This is a genomic window from Streptomyces physcomitrii (assembly GCF_012273655.1).
GTDB classification, from domain to species: domain Bacteria; phylum Actinomycetota; class Actinomycetes; order Streptomycetales; family Streptomycetaceae; genus Streptomyces; species Streptomyces physcomitrii.
Genome location: NZ_JAAWWP010000033.1, coordinates 22034 through 43345 on the forward strand (window position 1 = coordinate 22034; position 21312 = coordinate 43345).

Sequence of the window (21312 nt, forward strand, 5' to 3'; positions counted from 1 at the left end):
CCCCCCGACGCCACCGGCCCGCCCGGTTCAAGGAAGTGACTCACGTGGCTGACGACGACAAGTACGTGGCATACCTCAAGAAGGTCACGGGCGAACTCCGGCAGACCCGCAAGCGGCTCCGAGAGGTCGAGGAGCGCGGCAGCGAGCCGGTCGCGATCGTCGCCATGAGCTGCCGCTTCCCCGGCGACATCCGCTCGCCGGAGGACCTGTGGCGCCTCGTCGACGAGGGCCGCGACGCCATCGGCCCGCTGCCCGGGGACCGCGGCTGGGACATCGAGGACCGCTACGACCCCGACCCCGACAAGCCGGGCACCTTCACCACCCGTGAGGGCGGCTTCCTGCGGGACGCCAGCGGCTTCGACGCGGGCTTCTTCGGCATGAGCCCCCGCGAGGCCCTGGCCACCGACCCCCAGCAGCGCCTCCTCCTCGAAGCCTCCTGGGAACTCCTCGAACGCGCCGGGATCCGCCCCGCGAGCCTGCGCGGCAGCGCCACCGGCGTCTTCGTCGGCGCCGCCACCTCTGGCTACGGCCAGGGCCCGGTGGAGGTCCCCGAGGACGTGCACGGACTGATGCTCGCCGGCAACGCCACCTCCGTCGCCTCCGGCCGCATCTCCTACGTCCTCGGCCTCGAGGGCCCGACCGTCACCGTCGACACCGCCTGCTCCTCCTCCCTGGTCGCCCTGCACTGGGCGGTGCAGGCGCTGCGCGCGGGGGAGTGCGACCTCGCGATGGCCGGTGGTGTCGCCGTGATGGCCACCCCCGGTCTGCTCTTCGAGTTCAGCCGCCAGCGCGGGCTCGCCCCGGACGGCCGCTGCAAGGCCTTCTCGGACGACGCCGACGGCACCGGCTGGTCCGAGGGCGTCGGCCTGCTCCTCGTCGAGCGCCTCTCCGACGCCCGGCGCAACGGCCACCAGGTACTCGCCGTGGTCCGCGGCTCCGCCGTCAACTCCGACGGCGCCTCCAACGGCCTCACCGCCCCCAACGGCCCCTCCCAGCAGCGCGTCATCGAGCAGGCCCTGGCCGCCTCCGGCCTGAGCGGTGCCGACATCGACGCCGTGGAGGCGCACGGCACCGGCACCTCCCTCGGCGACCCGATCGAGGCGCAGGCCCTGCTGAACACGTACGGGCAGGACCGGGACCCCGGCCGCCCGCTGCTGCTCGGCTCCCTCAAGTCCAACCTGGGCCACACCCAGGCGGTGGCGGGCGTGGCCGGGGTCATCAAGACCGTGATGGCCCTGCGCCACGGGCGGCTGCCCCGCACCCTGCACGTCAGCACGCCCTCCACCCACGTCGACTGGGACGCGGGGCACGTACGCCTGCTCACCGAACCCGCCGAGTGGCCCGCCACCGCCGACCGGCCGCGCCGCGCCGGGGTCTCCTCCTTCGGCATCAGCGGCACCAACGCGCACACCATCCTGGAGTCCGCGCCCGCACCGGAGGCGGCGGACACCGAGCCCGGCACCGAGCCCCCGGCCGAACTCGCGGGCACCGCCCTGCCGTTGGTGCCCTGGTTCGTCTCCGCCCGGAGCGCGGTGGCCCTCCGTGACCAGGCCGGGCGGCTCGTCGAGCACCTCGGTACGCTCCCGGACGGCGACCTCCTCCCCACCGCGCACGCCCTGGTGACGGACCGTCAGACCTTCGCGCACCGGGCCGTGGTGCTCGCCCCGGACGCCGACCGCGCCCGGGAGGCCCTCACCGCCCTCGCGGCGGGCGAGGAGCACCCCGCCGCCGTCACCGGCCGGGTGCTGCGCGGGGCCACCGCCTTCCTGTTCGCCGGGCAGGGCTCCCAGCGGCTCGGCATGGGACGCCAACTGCACGCCGCCTTCCCGGTGTTCGCCCGCGCCTTCGACGAGGCCTGCGCCTGCTTCGACGCCGACCCGGACAGCCCCCTCACGCCCCCGGTCTCCTTCAAGGACCTCGTCCTGGAGGGCGCCCTCGGCGAGGAGGCCCTGCGGCGCACCGACCTGATGCAGCCCGCCCTGTTCGCCTTCGAGACCGCCCTCTTCCGGCTCCTGGAGTCCTGGGGCCTCACCCCCAAGTACGTCCTCGGGCACTCGCTCGGCGAACTCGCCGCCGCGCATGTCGCCGGGGTCTGGTCGCTGCCGGACGCCTGCCGCCTCGTCGCCGCCCGCGGCCGCCTCATGCAGGCCCTGCCCCCCGGCGGCGCCATGCTCTCCGTGGAGGCCGGCGAGGACGAGGTGACCCCCCTGCTCGCCCCGCACGGCGACGCCGTCTGCGTCGCCGCGGTGAACGGCCCCCGCGCCACCGTGCTCTCCGGCGACGAGGAGGCCGTCGAGGCGGTCGGCGCCGAACTCGCCGCCCGCGGCCGCGGCTGCCGCCGCCTGCGCGTCGACCACGCCTTCCACTCGGCCCGGATGGACGCCGCCCTGGAGGAGTTCCGTACCGTCGTCGCGGGTGTCACCGCGCACCCGCCGCGGCTCACCGTGGTCTCCGACCTGACCGGCCGCCCCGCGAGCGCCGAGGAACTGGCCTCCGCCGACTACTGGGCCCGCCACCTGCGCCGGACGGTGCGCTTCGCCGACGGCGTCGCCTGGCTCGCCGCCCACGGCGTCTCCCGGTTCCTGGAGCTCGGCCCCGACCACACCCTGACCGCGCTCGCCGGAAGCTGCCTGCCCGAGGACACCACCGAGCGGGTCTGCCTCCCGCTGCTCCGCAAGGACCGGCCCGAGGCCGAGGCCCTGCTCGCCGCCGTCGCCGGGGCCCACGCCCACGGCGCCGTCCTCGACACCGCCCGGCTGCTCGGCGAGCCCCCCGCCGGCCGCCCGGCCCTGCCCACCTACGCCTTCCAGCACGAGCGCTACTGGCTGCGCCCCTCGGCCACCGCCGGGGATCCGGGCGCCGCCGGGCTCGGCGGCACCGACCACCCGCTGCTCGCCGCCGTCGTCCGGGTCGCCGACGACGACCGCGTGCTGCTCACCGGACGGCTCTCGGTGCGCACCCAGCCCTGGCTGGCCGAGCACGCCGTCTCCGGGACCGTCCTGCTGCCGGGCACCGCCTTCGTCGAACTCGCCCTGCGCGCGGGCCAGGAGGCGGGCTGCGCGCTCCTGGACGAACTCACCCTGGAGGCGCCGCTGCTGCTGCCCGAGCGCGCCGGGACGCAGATCCAGCTCGGCCTCGGGGCACCCGACGCCGAGGGCCGCCGCACCCTGACCGTGCACGCCCGCCCCGACGGCGAGGACGAGACACCCTGGACCCGGCACGCCACCGCCGTGCTCGCCCCCGCGGGCCCGGACACCCCGCAGGACCTGGGCGCCTGGCCGCCCGCCGGTGCCGAGCCCGTGGCCCTCGACGGCTTCTACCCGGCACTCGCCGACCACGGCTACCAGTACGGACCGGTCTTCCAGGGCCTGCGGGCGGTCTGGCGCCGGGACGGTGCCTGGTACGCCGAGGTCGCCCTGCCCGAGGACCAGCACCGCGACGCCGCCCGGTTCGGACTCCACCCCGCCCTGCTCGACGCGGCCCTGCACGCCCAGCTCGCGGGCGCCGGGGACGGCGGAGAGCAGGGGGTGGGACTGCCCTTCGCCTGGAGCGGGGTCCGCCTGCACGCCGCGGGCGCCACCACCCTGCGCGTCCGCCTCGAACCCGGGCCCTCCGGCGCGCTGCGCCTCGCCCTCGCCGACGGCACCGGACGCGCCGTCGCCACCGTCGACTCCCTCACCAGCCGCCCCCTGCCCGCCGAGGCCCTGCGCGGGGCACGGGCCGTACAGGGCGCCCTGTACGCGCTGCGCTGGAGCGGCGCCGACCTCCCCGGGGCACCCGCCACCGGCGACTGGCAGCTCGCCGGGCCCGACCCCCAGGGCCTCGCCCCCGACTGCGCTCCGCTCGGCACCGCCCCCGCGCCCTCCGTGGTCGTCCTGCCCTGCGCCGGTGCGGCGGGGGAGAGCGCCACCGATGTGGCCGTACGGACGCTGGGGGCGCTCCAGGAGCTCCTGGCCGACGAACGGGCCGCGCAGGCCACGGTGCTGGTGCTCACCCGCGGCGCGGTCGCCACCGGGGACGAGGACGTTCCCGACCTCGCCGCCTCCGCCGTGTGGGGGCTGGTGCGCTCCGCCCAGACCGAGAACCCGGGGCGGCTCGTCCTGGCCGACCTCGACGGCAGCGCCGCCTCGCGTGCCGCGCTCCCGGCCGCCCTCGCCACCGGGGCCGCCCAGTGCGCCCTGCGCGAGGGCCGCGTCCTCACCCCGGCCCTGACCAGGGCGGCCCCCGGCACCGCCGCGGAACCCGCCCTGGACCCCGAGGGCACCGTCCTGATCACCGGCGGCACCGGAGCCCTCGGCGCCCAGGTGGCCCGGCACCTGGTCACCGCGCACGGCGTGCGCTCGCTGCTGCTGCTCTCCCGCCGCGGCCCCGAGGCGCCCGGCGCCGCCGAACTCGTCGCGGAGATCGGCGACTTGGGAGCCGAGGCCCGGGTCGAGGCCTGCGACGCCGCCGACCCCGGGGCTCTGGAGCGGGTCCTCGCCACCGTCCCCGAGACCCGTCCGCTGCGCGCCGTCGTGCACGCCGCGGGCACCCTGGACGACGGCACCCTCGACTCCCTCACCCCCGAGAAGCTGACCGCCGTCCTCGCCGCGAAGGCGGACACCGCGCTGGCCCTGCACCGGGCCACCCGCGAGGCGGAGCTGACCGCCTTCGTCCTCTTCTCCTCCGCCTCCGGTCTCCTCGGCGGAGCCGGACAGGCCAACTACGCCGCCGCCAACACCGTTCTGGACGCCCTCGCCCACCACCGCCGCGCCCAGGGGCTGCCCGCCACCTCCCTCGCCTGGACGCTGTGGGCGGCCGAGGGCGGCATGACCGGAGGCCTCGGCGAGGAGGACCGGCGCCGAATCGCCGCCTCCGGCCTGCCCGCCCTGGAGACCGAGGACGCGCTGCGCCTGCTCGACGAGTCCCTCACCACGGATGAGGCGCTCCTCGCCCCGCTGCGCACCGAGCCCGCCGCGCTGCGCGCCGCCGCGGCCGCGGGCCGCCTGCCCGCACTGCTGCGCGGCCTGGTCCCCGTACCCGTGCGCCGCGCCGAGCAGAGCGCTCCCGGAGCGGGCGGCGCCGAACTGCTCCGGGGCCTCGCGGGCCTCGGCGAGGCCGAGCAGGAGCGGCTGCTCCTCGGTGTGGTGCGCCGCCACTCCGCCCTCGCCCTCGGCCACGGCTCCGCCGGGGCCGTCGACGCCGAGCAGTCCTTCAAGGAACTCGGCTTCGACTCCCTGACCTCGGTGGACCTCCGCAACCGCCTCAACGCCGAGACGGGCCTCAGGCTCCCGGCCACCCTGGTCTTCGACCACCCCCGCCCCACGGCCCTCGCCCGCCACCTGCGCGAGGAACTCGGCGGCAGCCGGGCGGACGCCCTCACCGGCCCGACCGGCGCCGTGGACGACGACCCGGTCGTCATCGTCTCCATGGCCTGCCAGTACCCGGGCGGCGTCGGCTCGCCCGAGGACCTGTGGCGGTTCGTCTCCGAGGGCGGCGACGCCATCTCCTCCTTCCCCACCGACCGCGGCTGGGACCTGGACTCCCTGCCCGGCCTCGAAGCCGGATTCCTGTACGGGGCGACCCACTTCGACGCCGCCCTGTTCGGCATCTCACCGCGTGAGGCGCTGGCCATGGACCCGCAGCAGCGCCTCCTCCTGGAGACCACCTGGGAGGCCTTCGAACGCGCCGGTCTCGACCCGCTCTCGCTGCGCGGCAGCAGCACCGGCGTCTGGGCCGGAGCCATGGGCTCGGGATACGCCTCGGGCCTCGCCGACATCCCCCAGGGCATGGAGGGCTACATCGGCCTCGGCGTCTCCGGCAGCGTCATCTCGGGACGCGTCGCCTACACCTTCGGCCTCGAAGGCCCGACGATGACCGTCGACACGGCCTGCTCCTCGGCCCTGGTCGCCCTCCACCTCGCCGCGACGGCCCTGCGCCAGGGGGAGTGCTCCCTCGCAGTCGCCGGCGGTGTCACGGTGATGGCCACCCCGGGTACGTACACCGAGTTCACCGCGCAGAAGGGGCTGGCGGCCGACGGGCGCTGCAAGGCCTTCGCGGCCTCCGCCGACGGCACCAGCTTCTCCGAGGGCGTCGGCGTGCTGGTCCTGGAACGCCTCTCGGACGCGCGCCGGCGCGGCCACCCCGTCCTCGCCGTCGTCCGCGGCTCCGCCACCAACCAGGACGGTGCCTCCAACGGCCTCACCGCGCCCAGCGGTCCGGCCCAGCAGCGGGTGATCCGGCAGGCCCTCGCCTCGGCCGGTCTGTCCGCCGCGGATGTGGACGCGGTGGAGGCGCACGGCACCGGCACCACCCTGGGCGACCCCATCGAGGCGCAGGCCCTCCTCGCCACGTACGGCGCCGAACGGCCCGACGGGCAGCCCCTGCTGCTCGGCTCCGCCAAGTCCAACTTCGGCCACACCCAGGCCGCGGCGGGCGCCGCGGGCATCATCAAGATGATCATGGCGATGCGCCACGGCGCACTGCCCCGCACCCTCCACGTCGACGAGCCCTCCCCGCACATCGACTGGTCCGAGGGCACCCTCGAACTCCTCACCGCGCAACGGCCCTGGACCGCGCGGGAGGGACGGCCGCGCCGCGCCGGGATCTCCTCCTTCGGCATCAGCGGCAGCAACGCCCACGTCATCCTGGAGGAACCCCCGGCGGCGGCCCCCGGGCCCGAGCGGTCCGAGGCGCCCGCCCTGCCCCGCGCCTTCCCCGTCTCCGGACACACCCCCGAGGCGCTCGGCGCCCAGGCCGCCCGGCTGCGCACCCATCTCGTCTCCGGCGAGCACGACCCGCGCGACCTCGCGCACACCCTCAGGACCGCCCGCCACCATCTCGCCCACCGCGCCGTCGTCGTGGCCGAGGACCGGGAGGGGCTGCTCGCCGCCCTCGCCGCCGCGGCCACCGGCGACCGGCATCCGGACCTGGTCCGCGGCCAGGGCGACGGCGGCCGCACCGCCTTCCTCTTCAGCGGCCAGGGCGCCCAACGCCCGGGCATGGGAAGGGAGTTGTACGCCACCTGGCCGGTGTTCGCCGAGACCTTCGACGCGGTCTGCGCCGAACTCGACCGCCACCTGCAGGGCCCGCCGCTGCGCGAGATCGTCTTCGCCGAGGAGGGCACCGAGACGGCCGCCCTGCTCGACCGCACCGCCTGGACCCAGGCCGCCCTCTTCGCCTTCGGCACCGCCGCCCACGCCCTGGCCGCCTCCTGGGGCGTGCACCCCGACGTGGTGATGGGCCACTCCATCGGCGAACTCACCGCCGCGCACGCCGCCGGAGTGCTCGACCTGCCGGACGCCTGCGCCCTGGTGGCCGCCCGCGGCCGCCTCATGCAGGCCCTGCCGGAAGGCGGGGCGATGACCGCCGTGGAGGCCACCGAGGAGGAGGTGCGCCCGTACCTCGAAGGCCTCGCCGACCGGGTCGCGCTCGCCGCCGTGAACGGCCCCGTCTCGCTCGTCCTGTCCGGCGAAGCGGACGAAGTGGAGCGTATCGCCGGGGAGTTCGCCGCCCGTGGGCGAAAGACTAGGCGTTTGCGGGTCAGCCATGCATTTCACTCTCCTCTCATGGACGCCATGCTCGACGAGTTCGCCCGGGCCGCGGCGGAGGTGCGCTACACCCCTCCGTCGGTGCCCGTCGTCTCCAACCTCACCGGCGCCCTCGCCGGGGAGACGGAGCTGTGCGACCCCGCGTACTGGGTACGGCACGTCCGCGAGGCCGTGCGCTTCGGGGACGGGGTGCGCGCCCTCGCCGAGGAGGGCGTCACCACCTGCGTCGAGCTGGGACCCGACGCGGTGCTGACCCCGCTGGTGCCCGAGGGCTACGGCGACCCCTCTGCCGTCACCGCCTTCTCCCTGCTGCGCCGCGACCTTCCCGAGCGGCAGGCCGTGCTGCGCGCCGCCGCCCGGCTCTACACACGCGGCTTCGGAGCCGAGAGCTTCGGTCCGGCCGAGGCCGGGGCCCGGCCCCTGGCCCTGCCCACCTACGCCTTCCAGCGCGAGCGGTACTGGCTGGAGTCCTCCGCCCCGGCCGCGCGCCCCGTCGAGGACGAGGCCTTCTGGGAGCTGGTGGAGTCCGCGGACCCGTCCGCCCTCGCCGAGGAGCTCGCGCTCGACGCCGAGGCACCGCTCAGCGCCGTACTGCCCGCCCTGTCCGCCTGGCGCGGCGACGGCCGGCGGCGCGCGGAGGCGGGACGCTGGGAGCACCGCGCGGTGTGGCGCCCCGCCCCCGAAGGCACCGTCGGCACCCTCACCGGCACCTGGCTGCTGGCCGTCCCCTCGGGGACCGAGGGCGAGACCTGGGCCCGGCACCTGACCGGGGCGCTCACCGCGCACGGCGCCCGCGTGCTGCCGCTGCCGGTGGACTGCACCGGCAGCGACCGGGCGTCGACGGCCGCCGCGCTGACCGAGCTGTGCGCCGCCGAGCCGGAGGCGCCCGCCGGGGTGCTGTCCCTGCTCGCCGCCGACACCCGCCCGCTGCCCGGCCACTCCTCGGTACCCGCCGGACTCGCCGCCACCCTCGCCCTGCTCCAGGCCCTGGCGGACGGCGCCGCGGGGGCGGCTGCGCCCCGCTTGTGGGCGCTCACCCAGGGCGCGGTCGGCGCCCTCGCCGCCGAGGCTCCGACAGCGCCCGAACAGGCCGCCGTCTGGGGGCTCGGCCGCACCGCGGCCCTCGAACACCCCCAGATCTGGGGCGGCTTGGTGGACCTGCCGCCGCTCACCGAGAGCAGCGCCGCGGAGGCGGGCCGCCGCCTGTGCGCGGTGCTCGCCGCCGCCGACGGGGAGGACCAGATCGCCGTCCGCCCCTCGGGCACCTTCCTGCGCCGTCTGGAGCGGGTACCCGCCCGGCCGGAGGCGCCGGGGCCCGACTGGTCCGGCACCGTCCTGCTGACCGGCGCGACCGGCGCGCTCGGACTGCACACCGCGGCCTGGCTCGCGGAGCGCGGGGCCGGCCGCATCCTGGCCGTCAGCAGGTCCGGCGCCGCGGCGCCCGGCGCGGCCCGGCTCGCGGAGACCCTCGCCGGGACCGGCACCGAACTCACCCTCGCCGCCTGCGACGTGGCCGACCGCAAGGCCCTCGCCGACCTGCTCGCGGAGTACCCGGTGGACGCCGTGGTGCACACCGCGGGCGTACTCGACGACCGGCTCCTCGACACCATGGACGCGGCCGGTCTCGACCTGGTCCTGCGGCCGAAGCTCGCCGCCGCGCGCAACCTCGACGAGCTCACCCGCGAGCGCGAGCTGTCCGCCTTCGTCCTCTACGCCTCCGTCTCCGGCACCCTCGGCACACTCGGACAGGCCAACTACTCGGCCGCCAACGCCTATCTGGACGCACTGGCCGAGTCCCGCCGCGGCGCCGGACTGCCCGCCACCTCCCTCGCCTGGGGCCCCTGGGCGGGCGGCGGCATGGCGACCGAGAGCGCCGAGGCCGAGGCGCGCATGCGGCGCAGCGGGGTGCACCCCCTCGACCCCGACCGCGCCGTACGCGCCCTCGACCGGGTGGCGGCCCGCCCCGAGGCGGCCCTGGTGGTCGCCGACATCGACTGGGCCGCTTTCGCCCCCGGGTTCACCACCGCGCGGCCCAGCCGCCTGCTCGCCGACCTGCCCGAGGTCCGGGAGGTCCTGGCCCGGCAGCAGGCCACCGCCGAGGAGGGGCCCGGGCAGCTGGGCGCCCGGCTCGCCGGACAGCCCGCCGCCGAACAGGAGCGCACCCTGGTCACGCTGGTGCGCACCGAGGCCTCCGAGGTGCTCGGCCACGCCTCCACCGAACGCGTGGGCGCCGCCCAGGACTTCAACTCCCTCGGCTTCGACTCGCTGACCGCCGTCGAACTGCGCAACCGGCTCGGCGCCGCCACCGGCCTGGCCCTCCCGGCGACCCTGCTCTTCGACCAGCCCAACCCCACCGCCCTGGCCCGGTACCTGCGCGGACGGCTGCGGCAGGACGGGGACGAGGCCGCCGCGGTCCTCGCCGACCTGGACCGGCTGGAGAGCGCCCTGACCGCGCTGCCCGCCGAGGACGGCAGGCGCGAGCGTATCGGCGCCCGGCTGCGGTCCCTGCTCACCCGCTGGCAGGAGGGCGAGCGGGGCGGCGCGGGTACGGAGCCCGCGCAGGACGTCAGCGAACGGATCCACTCCGCCGAGGCGGACGAGATCTTCGACTTCATCGAGAACGACCTCGGAATCTCCTGATGCACGGCAACGGGACCTGGGAACGGGTGAGAAGCGCATGAGCGATGAGGAGAAGCTGCTCGGCTACCTGAGGAAGGTGACGGCCGATCTCCACCAGACGCGCCGGCGCCTCGCCGAGGCCGAGTCGCGCCAGGAGGAACCCGTGGCGATCGTCGCCATGGGGTGCCGCTTCCCCGGCCGGGTCTCGGACCCCGAGGACCTGTGGCGGCTGCTCAGCGAGGGCTCCGACGCCATGACCGAGTGGCCGCGCGACCGCGGCTGGGACGTCGAGGCGCTCTACGACCCGGAGCCCGGGACCCCCGGCCGCAGCTACACCCGGACCGGCGGATTCGTCGAAGGCGTCGGTGAGTTCGACGCCGGATTCTTCGGCATCTCCCCGCGGGAGGCCGTCGGCACCGACCCGCAGCAGCGGCTCCTCCTGGAGATCTGCTGGGAGGCCCTGGAGCGGGCCGGTATCGACCCGCTGGGCCTGCGCGGCAGCCGTACCGGAGTCTTCGCCGGGACCAACCTCCAGGACTATCCCGCGCTGCTCAGCCACTCCGACAACGCCGGTGACGACGGGGTCGGCAACTCCTCCAGCGTGGTCTCCGGGCGCATCTCCTACACCCTGGGCCTCGAAGGGCCCGCCGTGTCCGTGGACACCGCCTGCTCCTCCTCCCTGGTGACCCTGCACCTGGCCGCCCAGGCCCTGCGCGCGGGCGAGTGCGACCTCGCCCTCGCCGGTGGCGTCACCGTCATGTCCACCCCGACGGTCTTCCTGGAGTTCAGCCGCCAGCGCGGCCTCTCCGCGGACGGCCGCTGCCGCGCCTTCGCCGACGGCGCCGACGGCACCGCCTGGGGCGAGGGCGCCGGTGTCCTGGTCGTCGAACGCCTCTCCGACGCCCGGCGCAACGGCCACCCGGTGCTCGCCCTGCTCCGCGGCTCGGCCGTCAACCAGGACGGTGCCTCCAACGGGCTCACCGCCCCCAACGGCCCCTCCCAGGAACGCGTCATCTGGCAGGCGCTCCGGTCCGCCAAGCTCACCCCCGCCGAGGTGGACGCGGTGGAGGCGCACGGCACCGGTACGACGCTCGGCGACCCGATCGAGGCGCAGGCCCTGCTCGCCACGTACGGCCAGGACCGCGCGGAGGACCGGCCGCTGTGGCTCGGCTCGGTCAAGTCCAACCTCGGGCACACCCAGGCCGCGGCCGGTGTCGCCGGAGTCATCAAGATGGTCCTCGCCCTGCGCGAGGGCCGCCTCCCCGCGACCCTGCACCTCGACCGTCCCACCCGGCACGTCGACTGGTCCGCGGGCCGGGTCGCCCTGCTCGACGAGGCCCGCCCCTGGCCCGAGACCGGCCGGGCCCGGCGCTGCGGCGTCTCCTCCTTCGGCGTCAGCGGCACCAACGCCCATGTCGTCCTGGAGCAGGCCCCCGAGCCCGAAGAGCCCGAACAGCCCGCGGAATCAGCGGAACCGGCGGCGTCCGGCGCGGCGCCGCGGACCGCGGCCGGGCAAGGAGACGGTCAAGGAGACGTGCGAGGAGTCGGGGAGGGAGACGCGGAAGGCCCCGCCCGCTTCCGCGCCTTCCCCGTCTCCGGCCGGAGCGCCGCCGCCCTGCGCGCGCAGGGCGCCCGGCTCGCCGCCCATCTGCGCACCGCCCCCGCCGAGCAGACCCGGCCCGCCGACCTGGCCTGGTCCCTGGCCGCGACCCGGTCCGCGCTCGAACACCGGGCGGTCGTCGTCGCCCGCGGCCACGAGGACCTGCTGCCCGCCCTGGACGCGCTCGCCGAGGGCAGTCCCGCCGCCTGCCTGGTGCGCGGCAGCGTCGGCGCCGAGGGCGAGCCCGTCCTGCTCTTCCCCGGCCACGGGGCGCAGTGGGAGGGAATGGCCGTCGAACTCCTCGACGCCGACGAGCGGTTCCGCGGTCACCTGGCCGAGGCCGCCGCCGCCGTGGAGGAGCACACCGACTGGTCCGTCCTCGACGTACTGCGCCGGCGCGAGGGCGCCCCGCCCCTGGAGCGCGTCGACGTCGTCCAGCCCGTCCTGTTCGCGGTGTGCGTCGCGCTCGCGCGGCTCTGGGAGTCCTGCGGCATCCGCCCCGGCGCGGTCGCCGGGCACAGCCAGGGCGAGATCGCCGCCGCGCACATCGCCGGGGTGCTCACCCTCCAGGAGGCGGCGCGCGTCGTCGTCGTCCGGGCGCGGGCCCTCACCGCGATCGCCGGGCGCGGCGGCATGATCGCCGTCCCGCTCACCCTCGCCGAGGTCGAGCGCCGCCTCACCGGACGGCAGGGCCTGTCCGTCGGCTCCGTCTCCGGACCCCGCTCCATCGGTGTCACCGGCGAGGAACCGGCCCTCACCGCCTTCCTGGAGGAGCTGACCGAGGAGGGGGTGGGGGCCCGCCGGGTACGCCTCGGCTACGCCTCGCACAGCGCCCAGGTCGAGGAGGTCCGCGAGGCCCTGCTCGACGGCTTCGCCGCGGTGCGGCCCGCCCAGGCCGCGATCCCCTTCTACTCCACCGTCACCGGGGAGCGCGTCACGGACACCACCGTCCTGGACGCCGACTACTGGTACCGCAACGTCCGTTCGCCCGTCCGCTTCGACGCGGCGGTACGGCAACTGGCCGCCGACGGCCACCGGGTCTTCCTCGAATCCGGCCCGCACTCGGTGCTCACCGCCGCCACCGGCGACGTCCTCGACGAGATCGGCGTCACCGACGGCCATGCGCTCGGCACCCTGCGGCGCGGCGCCGGCGGCCCCGAGCGCTTCCTGCTCTCCGCCGCCGAACTCGCCGTACGCGGCGTGCCGTTGGACTGGAGCACCGTCCACGCCGAGCCCGGCCGCCGCACCGAGCTGCCCGTCTACGCCTTCCAACGCCGCCGCTACTGGCCCGAGTTCAGCGGCGCCGGGCAGGAACCCGCGGCCCCCGCCGCCGACGCGCCCTTCTGGCGGGCCGTCGAGGACAACGACCTCGGCACCCTCGGCGCCGCCCTCGGCCTCGACGAGGAGCAGGCCTCTGCCCTCGTCCCGGCCCTCGCGCACTACCGCAGGAACAGCGCCGACAGCGCCGCCTCCGACCGCTGGCGCTACCGGATCACCTGGCACCCCCTGGACCCGCCCGCCGCCGCCGAACCCACCGGCTCCTGGCTGCTCCTGGTGCCCGCGGGCGGTGAGGCGGAGCCGGAGGCCGCCGTGCTGCGCGCCGCCCTGGAACGCGCCGGTGGGCACTGCACCGTCCTCGGCGTCGATCCCGGCGCCGACCGTGCCGCCCTCGCCGCACAGCTCACCGAGGCGGTTGAGGGCACCCGGGGCGTGCTGTCCCTGCTCGCCCTCGACGCGACCCCGCTGCCCGGGCACGCACTGCTGCCGGGCGGCTTCGCGGCCGACGTCGCCCTGGTCCAGGCCCTGACCGACCTCGAACTCCCGCTGCCCGTGTGGTTCCTCACCCGGGGCGCCGTCGCCACCGGCCGGGGCGCCGAGACGATCCGCCCCGACCAGGCCCTGGTCTGGGGCTTCGGCCGGGTGGTCGCGCTCGAACAGGCCGCCCGCTGGGGCGGCTTGGCCGACCTGCCCGCCGAGTGGGACGCCCGCGCCGCGGACCGCCTCGTCGCCTTCCTCGCCGACCCCGGCCCCGAGGACCAGATCGCCGTACGCGACTCCGGCGTGCTCGGGCGGCGCCTGGAGCGGGCCGCGACCGGCGGACTGCCCGGCCGCCGCACCTGGCAGCCGCGGGGCACCGTCCTGGTCACCGGCGGCACCGGAGCCCTCGGCCGGCACCTCGCCCGCTGGCTCGCCCGCTCCGGCGCCCGCGACCTCCTCCTGGTCTCCCGCTCCGGGCCCGCCGCCGAGGGCGCCGAAGCCCTGGTCGCCGAGCTCGCGGAGCTGGGTGCCCGCGCGGAGCTGGCCTCCTGCGACATCGCCGACCCCGCCGCGCTCGACGCCCTGCTGGCCGCCGTGCCCGAGGACCGCCCGCTGAACGCGGTCTTCCACACCGCCGCCGTCCTCGACGACGGCGTCATCGAGAGCCTCACCCCCGAGCGCCTCGCCGAGGTCCTGCGGGTCAAGGTCGGCGGCGCCCGCAACCTCGACCGGGCGACCGCCGATGCCGACCTGTCCGCCTTCGTCCTGTTCTCCTCCTCCTCGGGCGCGCTCGGCAGCCCCGGACACGGCAACTACGCCCCCGGCAACGCCTACCTCGACGCCCTCGCCGAGGAGCGCCGGGCCCGCGGGCTGCCCGCCACCGCGGTGGCCTGGGGCGGCTGGGCCGACGGCGGCATGGCCTCGGGCGCGGTCGGACGGCGCCTGGAGCGGCACGGCCTGCGCCTGATGGAGCCCCGTACGGCCGCGAGCGCGCTCCAGCAGGCGCTGGACCACGAGGACACCGCCCTGGTCGTGACCGACATCGACTGGGAGGTGTTCGGCCCGGAGGCGGTCAAGGGACGCCCCCGCCCGCTGTACGCGGCCCTCCCCGAGATGCGCCGCCTGCTCACCGCCCCGGCCGCGGGCCCGGGCCCCTCCGAGGACGGCCCCGACGAGCACGCGCTGCGCACCCGGCTCGCCGGGCTCGGCCCCGGCGAGCGCCGCGAGACGCTGCTCGAACTCGTCCGCGGGCACATCGCCTACGTCCTCGACCACCCCAGCCTCGACGAGGTCGAGCCGCTGCGCGCCTTCCGCGAACTCGGCTTCGACTCGCTCACCGCCGTGGAGTTGGGCAACGCCCTCGGCGAGGCCACGGGCATCCGGCTGACCAGCACGGTGATCTACGACTATCCGACGCCCCTCGCGCTCGCCGAGCACCTGGCCGCGCTCCTGGTGCCCGCCGCCGAACCGGCCGCCACCGCCGACTCGCGGGCGGGGCGCGGCGAGGAGGACGACCCGGTCGTCATCGTCGGGATGGCCTGCCGCTTCCCCGAGAACGCGGACACCCCGGAGCGCTTCTGGCAGCTGCTCGCCGAGGGTACGGACGCGATGAGCGCCTTCCCCGACGACCGGGACTGGGACCTGGAGGCCCTCTACGACCCCGAGCCGGGCCGCCCGGGCCGCACCTCCACCCTCGTCGGCGGCTTCCTGAGCGGCTTCGCCGACTTCGATCCGGGCTTCTTCGGGATCTCGCCGCGTGAGGCGGTGGCGATGGATCCGCAGCAGCGGCTGCTGCTGGAGATGGCCTGGGAGAGCTTCGAGCGCGCCGAGATCGCTCCGCCCACCCTGCGCGGCAGCCGCACCGGCGTCTTCGTCGGCACCAACTACCAGGACTACTCCCAGCGTCCGCTCGCCGTCGGCGAGGACGTCGCCGCCCATCTCGGCACCGGCACCTCCGCCAGCGTGATGTCCGGCCGGCTCTCCTACACCTTCGGTCTCGAAGGCCCCGCGGTGACGGTGGACACGGCGTGCTCGGCCTCGCTGGTGGCGCTGCACCTCGCGGTGCGCTCGCTACGCTCCGGCGAGTGCGATCTCGCCCTTGCCGGAGGCGTCACCGTGATGTCGACCCCCGGTCTGTTCGTGGACTTCAGCCGTCAGCAGGGTCTGGCCGAGGACGGCCGGTGCAAGGCGTTCGCGGATGCGGCGGACGGTACCGGCTTCTCCGAGGGCGGCGGTCTGCTGCTTGTGGAGCGGTTGTCGGACGCGCGGGCGAAGGGCCACCCGGTCCTGGCGGTGGTCCGTGGTTCGGCCGTGAACCAGGACGGTGCCTCCAACGGCCTCAGCGCCCCCAACGGACCCTCGCAACAGCGGGTGATCCGGGCGGCGTTGGCGGATGCGGGGGTGTCGGCGTCCGAGGTGGACACGGTGGAGGCGCACGGTACGGGCACCAAGCTGGGTGATCCGATCGAGGCGCAGGCGCTGCTTGCGACGTACGGGCGTGAGCGTGCCGGAGCCGAGCCGTTGTGGCTGGGTTCGGTGAAGTCGAACGTGGGTCACACGCAGGCGGGTGCGGGTGTGGCGGGCGTGATGAAGATGGTGCTCGCCATGCGGCACGGTGTGCTGCCCGCGACCTTGCACGTGGACGCGCCGTCCTCGCACGTGGACTGGGATGCGGGTGCGGTGCGGCTGCTGGAGCAAGCGCGGGACTGGGAGACGCCCGACGGGCGTCCGCGGCGTGCGGGTGTCTCCTCCTTCGGGATCAGCGGCACCAACGCCCATATCGTCCTGGAAGCGGCACCCGAGGAGCCCGCAGAGACCTCCTCCGGCGCACAGGAGCAGCCCGCGGGGATCGCAGCCACCTCAGAGGCGGAGAACAGCGAGCAGTCACCACCCGCCGACGGGTCCGCGACGGCCTGGGTGCTCAGCGCCCGCACGGCCGAGGCACTGCACGCGCAGGCCGCCCGGCTGCACGCACACGTCCTGAGCCACCCGGAGGTGCCGCTCGCCGACACAGCCCTGTCCCTGGCGGCGCGTACCCCCTTCGCCCAGCGGGCCGTGCTCCTGGGCACCGAACGGGCCGAGTTCCTGGAGCAGTTGACCGCCCTCGCGGCGGGCGGCCCGCTGCCCTCCACCGTGACCGGAAGCGCCCGCACCACCGGCAGGACCGCCTTCCTCTTCACCGGCCAGGGAGCCCAACGCCCCGGCATGGGCAGGGAGTTGTACGAGACGTTCCCGGTGTTCGCCGAGACCTTCGACGCCGTCTGCGCCCAGGTTCCCGGACTGGCGGAGTGCCTCCTCGGCGGTGACGACCCCGAACTCGTCCAGCGCACCGAGTACGCCCAGCCCGCGCTCTTCGCCTACGAGGTGGCGTTGTTCCGCCTGGTCGAATCCCTGGGCGTGCGGCCGGAGTTCGTGGCCGGTCATTCGGTGGGGGAGATCGCGGCGGCGCATGTGGCGGGGGTGTTCTCCCTAGAAGACGCCTGCGCTTTGGTGTCGGCGCGTGGTCGTCTGATGCAGCAACTGCCTTCGGGTGGTGCGATGTGGGCGGTGGAGGCCTCCGAGGAGGAGGTTCTGCCGCTGATCGAAGGCCGTCCGCAGGTCGGCATCGCGGCGGTCAACGGTCCCCGTGCGGTGGTGCTTTCGGGCGCCGAGGCGGAAGTCGAGGCGTTGGCGCAGGAGTTGAAGGCCTCTGGTCGTCGGGTGAGTCGGCTGCGGGTGAGTCATGCGTTCCATTCGCCGTTGATGGAGCCGATGGTGGAGGAGTTCCGTGCGGTGGTGGAGGGCCTGTCGTTCGCGGAGCCGCGGATGGCGGTGGTCTCCGGTCTGACCGGGTCCCTGGCGGCTGTGGGGGAGTTGGCGGATCCGGGGTACTGGGTGCGGCATGTGCGTGAGCCCGTACGGTTCGCGGACTGCGCGCGGCTGCTCGGGGAGCAGGGGGTACGCCGCTTCCTGGAGATCGGCCCCGACAGCCCGCTCACCGCCCTCACCGAGTCCGTGCTCGCGGACACCGGCATCGAGGACGCGCTCGCCGTGCCCGCCTCACTGCGGGACAGGCCCGAGCCGCACCAACTCCTGCGCGCGCTCGGCACCCTCTTCGCCCACGGCACCGAACCCGACTGGGCGCCGCTGCTGCCGGGCGCCCGCACCACCCCGCTGCCGACCTACGCCTTCCAGCACCGGCGCTACTGGCTGCCCAGCCTCAGCTGGACCGGCGACCTGGACGGGGCGGGCCTCGAAGCCGAGAGCCATCCCTTCCTCGGTGCCGCCCTCGCCCCCGCCGACTCCGAGGGGCTGCTGCTCACCGGCCGGCTCTCGCTGCGCAGCCACCCCTGGCTGGCCGACCACGCCGTCCTCGGCAGCGTCATCATGCCCGCCACCGGCTACCTCGACCTCGCCGTGCACGCCGGGGACCGCACCGGCTGCGGACACCTGGCCGAACTGACCCTGCTCAGCCCCCTGGTCGTACCCGACGAGGGCGCGGTGCGGATCCAGGTCGTGGTGGCGGCGCCCGACGACGAGGGCCGCCGCTCCTTCGCCGTCCACTCCCGGGCCGCGGGCAGTGGCGGCGACTGGCAGCGCCACGCCCAGGGCACCCTCGCCCCCGAGGCACCGCCCGCCCCCGCGAGCGACCTCACCGCCTGGCCCCCGGCCGGTGCCGAGCTGGTGTCCGAGGAGGACCACTACGCCGCCTTCGCCGCCGCGGGCTTCGCCTACGGGCCCAGCTTCCAGGGCCTGCACCGCGTCTGGCGGCGCGGCGAGGAGGTCTTCGCCGAGGCGGCCCTGCCGGAGGCGCAGCGCGCCGAGGCCGCCCGCTTCGGCCTCCACCCCGCGCTGCTCGACGCCGCCGTACAGGCCCTGCTCGTCCAGCGCCCGGGGCCGCCGGACGCGGCGGGGGGCGGGGAGCCGATGCTGCCCTTCGCCTGGACCGGACTGACCCTGCACGCCGAAGGAGCCACCGCGGTACGGGTGCGCCTGGCCCCCGCCGAGGCCGAGGACGCCTTCTCGGTCCTGGTCACCGACGCCTCCGGCGCGCTCGTGGCCTCGGCCGAGGCGATCACCCTGCGCACGGTCTCCGCCGACCGGGTGCCCGGGGCCCGCCGCCCCGAACTCCTGCGCCTGGACTGGGCGGAGGCGGTGCCCGCCCCGGCCGCCCCCCGGCCGGAGTCGGTGCGCTGGATCCTGCTCGGCGCGGGCGACGACCGGGTCGCCGCCGCCCTGGACCGCAGCGGCGTCCACCTGGAGACCTACGCCGACCTGGAGGCGCTGGCCAAGGCCGTCGACACCGGCATGGCGATGCCCGAACTGGTCCTGGTCGCCCCCGAGGAGCAGCCCGCGGGGCCGGGGCTCGCCGAGACGCTCAGGGCCCGGCTCCACCGGGTCCACGAGAGCCTCTGCGGCTGGCTGGTCGAGGAGCGCTTCGCCGGGTCCCGGCTGGTCTTCGTCACCCGCTCCGCCGTACCGTCCCCGGCCGTCGCCGCGCCGGACACCGAGCCGCACGGCGCCGCCCTGTGGGGTCTGGTCCGCTCCGCCCAGGCCGAACACCCGGGCCGGTTCCACCTCGTGGACCTGCCCGCCGAGCCGTCGGCCACCGACGAGACGGCCCTGCTCGCCGCGCTGGCCTCGGGCCGCTCTCAGAGCGTGGTCCGCGACGGCGCCGTCCTGCTGCCCGACGCGGCCCCGGCGGCGAGCGGCCCCGAGTCGCCGGAACTGGGTACGGGCACCGTCCTGATCACCGGCGCCACCGGTACCCTCGGCCGCGCTGTCGCCCGCCATCTGGTCACCCGCCACCGGGCCCGCTCCCTGCTGCTCGCCGCGCGCGGCGGGCCGGACGCCGAGGGCGCCGCCGAACTGGCGGCCGAACTGGGCGAGTCGGGGGCCGAGGTCCGCCTCGTGTCCTGCGACGTGGCCGACCGGGACCAGGTGGCCCGGCTGCTGGCCCAGGTACCCGCCGAGGCACCCCTGAAGGCGGTCGTGCACGCCGCCGGGGTCACCGACGACGCGGTCCTCACCGCCCTGGACGGCACCCGCTTCGACACCGTGCTGCGGCCCAAGGCCGACGGCGCCTGGCACCTGCACGAACTGACCGCGGACCACGAGCTCGCCGCCTTCGTCCTCTTCTCCTCGGCCGCCGGCACCTTCGGCGCCCCGGGACAGGCCAACTACGCGGCGGCCAACGCCTTCCTGGACGGCCTCGCCGCGCACCGCCGGGCCCACGGGCTCCCGGCGACCTCGGTGGCCTGGGGACTGTGGGAGCACGGCAGCGCGCTCAGCGGCCACCTCTCGGAGGCGGACCGCCGCCGGATGGCCCGCGGCGGCATGCTGCCCCTGGCCACCGAGGACGCGCTCACCCTCCTCGACGAGGCCCTGGTCACCCCGGACCCCGCCGTGATCGCCATGAACACCCCCGCGGGACTGAGCGGGGTGCGGCGGATGCTGCGCCCCGCGCCCCCCGCGCGGGCGCGCAGGGCGGCCGCCGACGCGAGGGGCACCACCGCGGCCGGACCGCTGCTCGCCGGGCGGTCCCCCGAGGAGCGCAGGCCGCTGCTGCTCGGCCTGGTGCGCGAACTGGCCGCCACCGTGCTCGGCCACGGCTCCGCCGAGGAGGTGGAGCCGGACGGCCTCTTCACCGAGCAGGGCTTCGACTCCCTGACCGCGGTGGAACTGCGCAACCACCTCGCCACCGCCACCGGTCTGAAGCTGGCCCCCACCCTGCTCTTCGACCACGCGACGCCCGAGGCGCTGGCGGGCCACCTCGACCACCGGCTCGCGGACACCGCGGCGACGCCCGAACCGGACAGCCCGGCCTCATCGGGCCCCGCCCCGCGCGAACAGGACACCCTCAGCGGCCTGTTCAAGAACGCCTGCCTGGCCGGCCGGGTCGACGACGGCTTCACCCTGCTGCAGGCCGCCGCCGGACTGCGGCCCACCTTCTCCTCGCCGAAGGAGCTCGACCGCCTCCCCGAGGCGATCCGCCTCTCCGCCGGAGAACCCGCCTCCCCGTTGGTGTGCTTCAGCTCCTATGTGGCCCTGGCGGGCGTCCACCAGTACGCGCGCTTCGCCTCCGCCTTCCGCGGCAGGCGGGACGTCTGGGCCCTGCCGACCCAGGGCTTCGGCAGCGGGGAACTCCTGCCCGCCAGCTTCGACGCGGTCGCCGAGCTGCACGCCGACGCCGTCGCGCGCACCGTGGGCGAGGGCCCCGCCGTCCTCCTCGGCTCCTCCTCCGGCGGCATCCTCGCCCTCCAGGCGGCCCGCCGCCTCCAGGAGCGCGGCACACCGCCGGCCGCCGTGGTCCTGCTCGACACCTATATGCCGCGCGCCGATTCACCGTTCCTGCGGTTCTCCCAGCAGATGCTGGGCGGCATGTTCGACCGGGAGTCGATGTTCGCCCACATGGACACCGACCGGCTGACGGCGATGAGCTGGTACGTGGCCCTCATCGGCGAATGGGAACCGGGGCCCCTGGAGTGCCCCGTCCTCCTGGTGCGCTCCAGCGAACCTCCGGTGCCGCCCGCCCCCGGTGAGGAACTGCGGCCCGAGGAGTGGCAGACGACCTGGGAGCGGGCGGGCACCGTGCTCGACGTGACCGGCAACCACTTCACGATGATGGAGTCCTTCGCCCGCTCCACCGCGGCGGCCACCGAGGACTGGCTCACCGGCCTCGGCTTCTGAGCCCGCCCCGCCCGTACGCACGAGTGCCCCGCGCGAAGCCCGCGCGGGGCACTCGTGCGTCACGCCCCGGCCGGGACCTCCCGTACGCCGAAGTCCTCGCGCTCCGCGTGTCGCTCGCCGAGGCGTGCAGGGCAGAGG

Annotated in this window: 2 protein-coding genes; both read left to right on the forward strand. The window is 76.1% G+C overall.

Annotated features, from left to right (window positions below; translation table 11 throughout):
• Nucleotides 1–44 precede the first annotated feature (44 nt).
• Nucleotides 45–10169 carry a type I polyketide synthase gene (locus HFV08_RS29895; RefSeq protein ID WP_168543699.1) on the forward strand — a complete coding sequence of 3375 codons (10125 nt, stop codon included), beginning with the start codon at nt 45–47 and terminating at the stop codon, nt 10167–10169.
• A gap of 76 nt (nt 10170–10245) precedes the next feature.
• Nucleotides 10246–21174 carry a type I polyketide synthase gene (locus HFV08_RS29900; RefSeq protein ID WP_446696851.1) on the forward strand — a complete coding sequence of 3643 codons (10929 nt, stop codon included), beginning with the start codon at nt 10246–10248 and terminating at the stop codon, nt 21172–21174.
• Nucleotides 21175–21312: the final 138 nt, after the last annotated feature.